7 protein-coding genes are annotated in these 8,922 nt (G+C 37.8%); 5 read left to right on the top strand and 2 right to left on the bottom strand.

Translation table 11 applies throughout. From position 1 onward, the window contains the following. The first annotated feature begins 263 nt into the window (after window positions 1–263). On the top strand, window positions 264–2,513 hold the full coding sequence (locus tag ACTHJT_RS10750) for a TonB-dependent receptor (RefSeq protein WP_440238024.1): 2,250 nt from the start codon (window positions 264–266) through the stop codon (window positions 2,511–2,513). 48 nt (window positions 2,514–2,561) lie between these two features. Here the strand turns inward: ACTHJT_RS10750 and ACTHJT_RS10745 are convergent, their stop codons facing one another. Then, entirely contained in the window at window positions 2,562–2,969 is a 408-nt protein-coding gene (locus tag ACTHJT_RS10745; protein ID WP_440238023.1) for a DUF805 domain-containing protein, read from the bottom strand. A 319-nt stretch (window positions 2,970–3,288) separates the two neighbouring features. Here ACTHJT_RS10745 and ACTHJT_RS10740 point away from each other — a divergent pair, with 319 nt between their 5' ends. After that, window positions 3,289–3,897, top strand: coding sequence for a pseudouridine synthase (locus ACTHJT_RS10740; RefSeq protein WP_440238022.1), 609 nt, complete (start codon window positions 3,289–3,291; stop codon window positions 3,895–3,897). A 180-nt stretch (window positions 3,898–4,077) separates the two neighbouring features. Continuing rightward, complete coding sequence (locus tag ACTHJT_RS10735; protein ID WP_440238021.1) at window positions 4,078–5,874, top strand: SEL1-like repeat protein; 1,797 nt, start codon at window positions 4,078–4,080, stop codon at window positions 5,872–5,874. Between the two features lie 584 nt (window positions 5,875–6,458). On the opposite strand, the gene ACTHJT_RS10730 is transcribed toward ACTHJT_RS10735, so the two are convergent. Further along, a complete protein-coding gene (locus ACTHJT_RS10730) occupies window positions 6,459–6,650 on the bottom strand; it encodes a cold-shock protein (protein WP_440238020.1) in 192 nt (63 codons plus the stop codon). A gap of 397 nt (window positions 6,651–7,047) precedes the next feature. Between ACTHJT_RS10730 and ACTHJT_RS10725 the strand changes: the two genes are divergently transcribed. Together ACTHJT_RS10725 and ACTHJT_RS10720 are read left to right on the top strand one after the other, a co-directional pair. Continuing rightward, complete coding sequence (locus ACTHJT_RS10725) at window positions 7,048–8,079, top strand: fatty acid desaturase (RefSeq protein WP_440238019.1); 1,032 nt, start codon at window positions 7,048–7,050, stop codon at window positions 8,077–8,079. Window positions 8,080–8,447: 368 nt separating this feature from the next. After that, window positions 8,448–8,922 (top strand): DUF6922 domain-containing protein (locus tag ACTHJT_RS10720; protein ID WP_440238018.1); only part of this gene is annotated, 475 nt, incomplete at its 3' end.

The raw sequence follows: 8,922 nt of genomic DNA, 5'->3' as shown, positions 1-8,922 counted from the left end.
CCCATAAAGCTTGACCTTAAAATAGACTTGTTCATTCAAGCTGATCCGGATTACGCCGTTCAGCAATGCATGAAACCATTTCGTAGCAGGCTTTACTCTTTTTATTTATTTACTTCGATCACCTATTTTCCTTTCCCTCCTTTTCAGCCGCCGCAGCAGGCATAATACATAACGCTCAAATGTATGTATGAATCTTATTGAATCCTCTTTTTAAGAAGTGATCCAATAGCGCTATTCATTTTATTTAATCTGAACATTGCAACATGAGAATATATCTGATCGTGTTGCAGCTATTGCTTTGCCAGGTGTTGCTAGCTCAAAGCAGCATCCAGGGGAAAGTAGTGACTGCACACACACAAATACCTATACAGAATGCCTACGTACAACTGAGCAATGCTTACAATCAGATTACCTATACCGATATCGAAGGCAGATTTGAATTCAAGGCTTTACCTGCAGGAACCTATTATTTATTGATTCATTCGTTGGGTTTTGAATCTACAAAGGATACCATTGAATTAAACGAAGCACAGAAACATTATTGTATTCTTTCGCTGCAGGAAACATCGGTAGAAATACCTGCAATTATCATAGCTGCGAGAAGCGAGGTCGCATTCACAACAATCAATTCCATTGATTTTAAATTAAGACCTGTTAATACCACACAGGATCTGTTACGCATGGTACCTGGCTTATTTATTGCCCAGCATGCCGGCGGCGGTAAGGCAGAGCAATTATTCCTGCGGGGCTTTGATGTTGACCATGGCACCGATGTTGCAGTGTCGGTCGATGATATGCCTGTGAATATGGTGTCGCATGCACACGGACAAGGTTATGCCGATCTGCATTTCGTCATTCCTGAAACGGTTGATCATATTAAATTTCAGAAAGGATGTTATGATGCTGCTGTTGGTGATTTTAATACCGCTGGCGCAGTACAGTTTCAAACGAAAAATTTCCTGCCTGAAAATAAAATAAAGTTTGAACTGGGAAGATTCAATACCTACCGGGGTTTAGTAATGCTGAACCTGATCCCCGATAAAGATACAACTGAAGCAAAGCACAGTGCCTATATCGCCTCGGAAGCTTTTTATACAAAAGGTTTTTTTGAGCAGCCGCAACATTTTAACCGTTTCAATGTATTTGGCAAGTACCATGGCATCATATCTAAAAACACTTTTTTTACCGCAAGTATATCTTCATTCAGTAGTCGCTGGGATGCTTCAGGACAAGTTCCGGAGCGGGCTATTCGTAATGGTTCTATTACCCGGTTCGGCTCTATTGATCCAAGTGAAGGAGGAAATACAAGTCGCAGTAATGCTATTCTAAAACTTACTACTTCTGCCGGAAAATTGGGTACGATTACCAATCAGTTTTTTCTAAGTCAATACAGCTTTGACCTGTTTTCCAATTTTACATTTTATAAAGATGATACCGCACGTGGCGATGAAATTCATCAATATGAAAAACGAACAGTATCAGGATTCAATTCATCTCTTGCAAATGATTATATATTATCTGGCAAAACAGTTAAAACAAACATTGGCCTGGGCTACAGAGGTGACCGGATCAACAGCATCGGATTGGCGCATGTAGAAAAACGTGCATTTCTGAATGATGTAAAAAAAGGTTCTATTGAAGAACATAACCTGAATGGGTTTGCGGACGCAAGCTTGCTGCTATCAGCTCGTATTACCCTGAACGCCGGACTGCGGTATGACTATCTTTTCTTTGCATACAAAAGCATGCTGGACGATACTTCATCCGCACGCCGCGGACAAGGCATCCTGAGCCCTAAGATGAATATCTATTATAAACTCACGCCTAACATTCAATTATACACAAGCGGCGGTTATGGATTCCATTCGAATGATACACGGGTTTCTGTTTATAGAACAAACCAGTCGAGCTTACCCAGAGCAAAATCTGTTGACCTGGGTACAAATATTAAAATAGCGGATAAATTATTTATGAATGTTGCTTTATGGTATATGTACCTGCAATCGGAGTATGTATATGTAGGTGATGACGGGCTGTTAGAGCCAAGCGGCAGCACCAGACGAGTTGGAATTGATATGAGTTTCAGATACCAGCTATTAAAATGGTTATATGCTGATATGGATATCAACCTTGCTAAACCACGCTACACCAACCTACCGGAAGATCAGAATTATGTGCCGCTGGCACCAACCATCACCAGCACAGGTGGATTAGCTATAAAACAAAACAACTGGAGTGCAAGCTTAAGATATCGCTACCTTGGGAAACGGGCAGCCAATGAAGATTATACCATAGTAGCCTCAGGCTACTTCATAATGGATGCTGTTGTAAATTATCAATGGAAGAGTTTATTATTTGGAATAACTGCTGAAAATCTTTTCGATCAGAAATGGAAAGAAGCGCAGTTTGCGACAGAGTCACAATTGAAAAGTGAAACAACTCCTGTAACAGAAATCCACTTCACTCCGGGAACTCTTTTTTATTTAAAAGGAAGTATTACATTTTTATTTTAACACCAGAAAAAAACAAAGCCCATCACAATTGATGGGCTTTTGTTAAAATTAAATATTGCTATCCAGAGCGGCTCCAGAACCTTCTGTCGATGATGGATCTTTAGGATCCGGACCGTATTCGTTTGAACCTTTTTGACCTTCAGTTGCCAATACGATAATTAACCATATAGGCCCTACCAAAGGAATTAAAACGATGAAAAAGAACCAGCCTGATTTACCTGTATCGTGTAAACGTCTTACACCTGCAGCCAATCCGGGAATGAAAAGAGCCAATGCATACAAGCCATAAAGCGGACCATAACCTAATTGTGGAGAAGCCAAGCCTAAAACATTGTCCAAAATAACTGCCGCAATTGCAAATAAAATATTAAACAAAACAAACATCCAGTATTCCTGACGTCTGGCTCTGCCCGAAAATACGGCATACTTTTTCAATACTGCTAAATACCAATTCATAGTGTATAAAAGTTAAAAGTTTATTTTCCCTACTCTTCTGGCTTTTCGGAAGCGCCTCGTTTTTTAACGTGGTTTCTGAACTCCACCAAAGAAATTAAATATACTACAATTTATATAACACTCAAATTTGCAACCGATTATCCTTACTGTATTTGTTAAATACCTTCATCAGAACATCAATCCGATGACGATTCGGCCGTTTTTTCAGGATCTGACCCATATTCTTACCCTCTGCTGCTAAATAATTTCACATTGGAATTCATGCCATTTGTCTTCCTTTACGATAGTATTTATATTTAGTTTTCATTATTCATTTATCATGCCTACTAAACAGAATCGTTATTTTATGATCAACAAACCATACAACATGGTTTCTCAGTTTATCAGCAAAGACGATGTGAATTTATTAGGCAGTTTGAACTTTAATTTTCCCGAAGGTACACATGCCATTGGCAGGCTGGATAATGAATCTGAAGGTTTGCTGCTTTTAACCACTAATAAAAAAGTTACGCGTTTACTTTTCCTTGGGCCTGAAAAACACAACCGCACCTATCTGGTAATGGTAAAAAATAGTGTTTCTGAGGAAACTCTCCAACAGATCCGTTCGGGCATTTCCATTCGTGTGAAGGGTGGTACAGAATATGTCTCATCACCCTGCGAGGCATCCATTGTCAAAGATGCGACAGCTATATACCCCTATGCATCAGACCAGCGGGAACAATATCCGCATACATGGCTGCTATTAACGCTTACGGAAGGCAAATTTCATCAGGTACGTAAAATGGTATTAGCGGTTAACCACCGCTGCCAGCGCCTTATCCGTGTTTCCATAGAAAATATGCAACTGGGCGATTTAAAACCCGGTGCGGTAAAGGAGTTTGAAGAGGAGGAGTTTTTCAGGCTGCTGAAAATTGAGCCGAATGCTTAACGAGAAAAGTTTAAGATCTTTTTTAAAATTTTTCAATTCAGCTTTGGCTTTTACACCAACAATTTCAGTTCATACGCTGATGTAGTTATGATTTGGAATTAAGCAAATCTGCAATAAAAAGATCTTCAGATTTTTTTCAGAATAAGTGATCATCTTGTTATGATACTAATTTCGATAATCATGAAAGTGTTTTTTTATTCTGTATTTTTCATATTCAGTTTTTGCAATGCAATTGCGCAAACAAACGATACTCTTACCATTGAAGATGCTGGTTCAAAAGCCAAAGAAGGCGACAGCCGTGCGCAATATATACTGGGAGGTTATTATGAACACGGGAAAGGTACGAAAATCGATTCTGCTCTTGCATTTTTTTGGTACAATCAATCTGCCTCACAACATAATAAGCGTGGGGAATACTATCTCGCACGTTGTTACGAATATGCAATAGGTACTGAGCAAAACAACGCCAAAGCTGCATATTGGTATACCTTATCCGCAGCACAGAACTATCCGCAGGCTATATCGCACTTAGGCTGGTTCTATGAAAAAGGGCTTGGAGTAGCGCAGAATTATGACAGTGCAATTTATTATTATACCATGGCCGCCGAAAAAAATTATGCAACAGCGCAATACCGGCTTGGCACATGTTATGACCAGGGTAAAGGAGTGAACATAAACAAAGAACTTGCGCTTGTATGGTATACAAAAGCTGCCGGACAGGAAGATGCAGATGCGCAGACAAGCATTGGTTATTACTATGAAACAGGTACTGTAGTACCCAAAGATTACAACAAGGCTTTTGAGTTATATTCCAAAGCTGCCAGACAGGGTAATATGGTTGCCCAATATAGCCTTGGGCGTTGTTACGCCAATGGCTGTGGCGTTAAAGCCGATGATGAGCAAATGTTTTATTGGTATCATCAGGCAGCCCTGCAGCAATACGATCAGGCGCAATACATCACAGGCTATTGTTATATGAATGGTCGTGGTACGGTGAAAGACGAAAAACAAGCTATTTACTGGTACAAACTGGCTGCACAACAAGAAGTAAGCGATGCGCAATTTGATCTGGCATACTATTATGCTAATGGCATTGGCATTACTATGAACAAGGATAGTGCTGTGTATTGGTATACCATGGCCGCGGAAAAAGGTTACGTGAATGCTATGACGAATCTGGGCATATTATATGCTACTGATAAGAATATAAAAGATACTATTCGGGCTATACGCTGGTATACACAGGCAGCTGAATCCAAAAGTATAAAAGCACAGCGTTTACTTGCCGAAAGTTTTGATGATGGCATAATCATCAACCGTGATTCGGTTCAGGCCGCATACTGGTACCTTCAGGCTGCCCTTCAGGGTGATTCTTTAGCAGAAAATAAAACAGGCAACCGTTATCTGGAAGGCAATGGTTTTGAAACAGACTATACAAAAGCAGTGTGTTGGTATCGAAAAGCGGCAGACCAAAATTATGCACCTGGTATGAACAATCTGGGGTATTGCTATCTCAATGGAAAAGGAGTTCAGGAAAATATAGATTCTGCTATTTTCTGGACCACTAAGGCAGCAGAAAAAAATTATAGCAGGGCTCAATACAATTTAGGATTAATCTATTCAAGTCGTGAACATTTATATCATAAACCAAATGATAAAAAATCTTTTTATTGGTATAAAAAATCTGCAGAACAAGGATTTATGCAGGCACAGTATTGCATAGCTGAAAATTATCTTACTGGTACCGGCGTAAAACAAGATTACCACGAAGCAGCCATATGGTATGAAAAAGCAGCCAGTCAAGGCTATGCGGATGCTCAGTACGGGCTCTTCTTGTGTTATTTTCAGAAAGGATCTATGCAAAATTACAAACAGGCAACCTATTGGCTGAAACTAGCTTGTGACAATAATTCAAAACCAGCAATGAAATTCATGAAACAGAACGAGCTTTGGTACCTTCAATACAAACAGAAATAATCCCATCTGACTGAACTCATAACTAGTTTATTCTTTGTATTGATTTAAAACAAAAATCCCTTCAATTATCAAATTGAAGGGATTTTTAATGCGGGTGGAAAGATGTTGAAATGTTGAACCAATTTATCAGGACATCAGGATATTGAGTGACTTAAAATATTATTTATCTGAATATTAAATACAAAATAAATGCGATGCTGCTATAAGCAAACGCCTTATAATTACAAAGCTTGTATTTCAGCCAGAATACTAAATTCACAAAGTAATCAAAGCACTAATTCTGCTATATATTTGCGAATATCTTAGGTTACGGGACAAATTGATCTACATTGAAATTTCCTTTGCGCTCAGCTGATTGACTTCAACGTTTTTGGAGACTTGGATAAGCTTGCTGCAGGCATATTCATTTAAAAGATTATTAGCTTGTTCTACAATTTATGTCTATTGAGTATAAATTTTGTAAGTACCAGACAATAACTATATAGCAATAGGATGTCGTCCGGTGCAGAAAAATAATTATCTATAAAACAGCATAACCACCATAGAGGTGGTTATGCTTGAACAACATGAATGATAAATTACTACTAAAGTAATGTTACGTTTATCGCATTCATTCCTTTCTTGCCGTTTTCAACTTCAAATGTAACCTGATCGTTCTCACGTACATTATCAATAAGGCCTGAGGAGTGAACGAAGATATCTTCGTTTAAATCTTCCGGCTTAATAAACCCAAAACCTTTTGAGCTATTGTAAAATTTTACGATGCCTTTTTGCATGTTTCTTTTTTATAAAATAAATAATAATTATTAGTTGAATACGTATGTATTCATTCGCGTGAAGTGCACAAAACAACAAGAAACAGGAAATTCTATTAGAAGAGCAGGTAAAAAGTTGAGCAATGTCTTTTTTGCACTGCAAGATGACGTTTAATTCCGGACAAACCTATTTATATCGTGTATATTTTATAAAACGCCTGCAAAGTGTTATATGTGGCTGAAAGCACAACATTATCTTTTTTCTTACGTTAAGTACATAGAAGCATTGATATAGTCAATACAGGCCCTCCTTAATACCACTATCCACGGTAAGTGTTAATTTTTAAGAAGAAATTCCAATCTGAATACGCTGTCCCTTTTCTTCACAAATAATAATTAACAATTTTAAAACAACTGAATGACATTTATCGATCGTGTATTAGATCCTCCTTCATATGGATGGATGAACAGCAATGGTGATTTGATTAAACCATCTTCTGCAAGAATTTTATCCGAGTGGACAAAACGCATTAATATTTTCAAATCAAGAAAAAACTGGCTGGCTATAACCGGTTGGTTGTGGGTATTATTGATGATACCATTTCCTGTTATTTTCTTTACCAAACATTTCAATGTCTGGTTTCTAGCATTAGGGTTCTTTTATGCTATGGTTATCATGAGCACTCATGGTACGATCTGGTACCATCGTTACTGCACGCACAAAGCTTTTAAATTTCGTAATAAACTGTGGATGCTTATCACTCAGAATCTGGTGATCAAAATGATTCCTGAAGAAGTATACGTTATTTCGCATCATGTACACCATGCCAAATCAGATCTGCCTGGCGACCCTTATAATGCTCAAGGCGGTTTTCTTTACTGTTTCCTCGCCGACACCAATCATCAACAGACTTCTAAAACACTGGATGAAAAAGACTATTCCAAAGTAGTTACTTTTTTAAGTCATACAGGAATAAAAATCAACAGTTATTCAAAATATAAGAAATGGGGCTCTGTCACAAATCCATTGTACACAATCATACTGTGGATTTTCAATTGGTCATTCTGGTACATTCTATTATACCTCGTTGGTGGCCATTCATTAGCATGCGCTTTATTCACCGGAGCTATGGCATGGGTAATAGGCGTTAGAGGCTTTAATTATACAGGACATGGCAAAGGAAAGGATGAGCGAAAAGATGGAGTAGATTATAACAGAAAAGACTTGTCTATAAATCAGCTAAGACCTGGACTGACATCCGGAGAATGGCATAATAATCACCATTTGTTTCCGGGTAGCGCGCGCGCGGGATTTCTCAGTTATCAATTAGATTTTGCATGGTGCTATATTTATATCATGTACAAATTAGGTGCGGTTGTTTCCTATCATGATTCTAAAAAATTATTTCTCAAGCAATATTATTATCCTTCAAAATTAAATTTAAAATAATAATCATTGTAAAAATAAGCATACAGAATAGCTCTTTAATTTAGATAGTCTTGCTCCTGCTTCACTTCCCCTTAGTACAAGTTTAGACCTTCAATGCTATCATAATCTTTTGCAAGCAAAAGACTGTACCCTATAGCTTTCGCTTTATGAAGGTCCGAAACACCATTAAGGATCAAATAAAAAAGCCTTCAATTTTTAAAATTGAAGGCTTTTTTGATGCGGGTAAATGATGGGGTTCGAACCCACGACCCCATCTGCATATTTTTAATTAAAAACCTTCAATATTGAACCTTTTTAATTAATAATCAATTATTTAAATAATAATCCATAAACAATAAATAATAAACAAATTTGTTTATATTTACTATATGAAAACGCTAATAGAGAAATATAAAGGTATTCATCCCGGTGCCATTTTAGAGCGTGAACTTGCCAAGAGAAATCTGAAAAAAGCCCCTTTTGCACTTTCTCTTAATGAATATCCTCAAACGCTGAACGATATCACAAAGGGCAAACGTGGAATGACCACAGCCTTGTCTCTTAAAATAGATAAGGCATTAGATCTGGAGGAAGGTACTATGCATCTTCTTCAGGCGTACTATGAAATAGAACAGGAAAAGCAAAAGATCAACGCACAGAATCACCCTGATTTTACAATTATCCGGAAGATCCTTTTTTGGGATACCGATATCAATAAAATTGATTGGCAGAAACACTACAGAGCTGTTATTGAACGCATCTTTCAACGGGGCAATGATGAAGAGAAACAGGAACTGTTACGGTTCTATGGAAAAAGCAAAATAAAAGAAGTTACCGGCAGTGCAAAAATCAGCGGAAACAGTT

This window comes from Cytophaga sp., from assembly GCF_051961495.1.
Classification (GTDB): Bacteria; Bacteroidota; Bacteroidia; order Cytophagales; family Cytophagaceae; genus Cytophaga.
This window is presented reverse-complemented; position numbering and strand designations above follow the sequence as displayed.

What these genes read in the sequence shown, in the direction of transcription:
- ACTHJT_RS10750 (WP_440238024.1), top strand. Translation starts at nt 264, where the DNA reads ATGAGAATATATCTGATCGTGTTGCAGCTATTGCTTTGCCAGGTGTTG.
- ACTHJT_RS10745 (WP_440238023.1), bottom strand. Translation starts at nt 2,969, where the DNA reads ATGAATTGGTATTTAGCAGTATTGAAAAAGTATGCCGTATTTTCGGGC.
- ACTHJT_RS10740 (WP_440238022.1), top strand. Translation starts at nt 3,289, where the DNA reads ATGCCTACTAAACAGAATCGTTATTTTATGATCAACAAACCATACAAC.
- ACTHJT_RS10735 (WP_440238021.1), top strand. Translation starts at nt 4,078, where the DNA reads ATGAAAGTGTTTTTTTATTCTGTATTTTTCATATTCAGTTTTTGCAAT.
- ACTHJT_RS10730 (WP_440238020.1), bottom strand. Translation starts at nt 6,650, where the DNA reads ATGCAAAAAGGCATCGTAAAATTTTACAATAGCTCAAAAGGTTTTGGG.
- ACTHJT_RS10725 (WP_440238019.1), top strand. Translation starts at nt 7,048, where the DNA reads ATGACATTTATCGATCGTGTATTAGATCCTCCTTCATATGGATGGATG.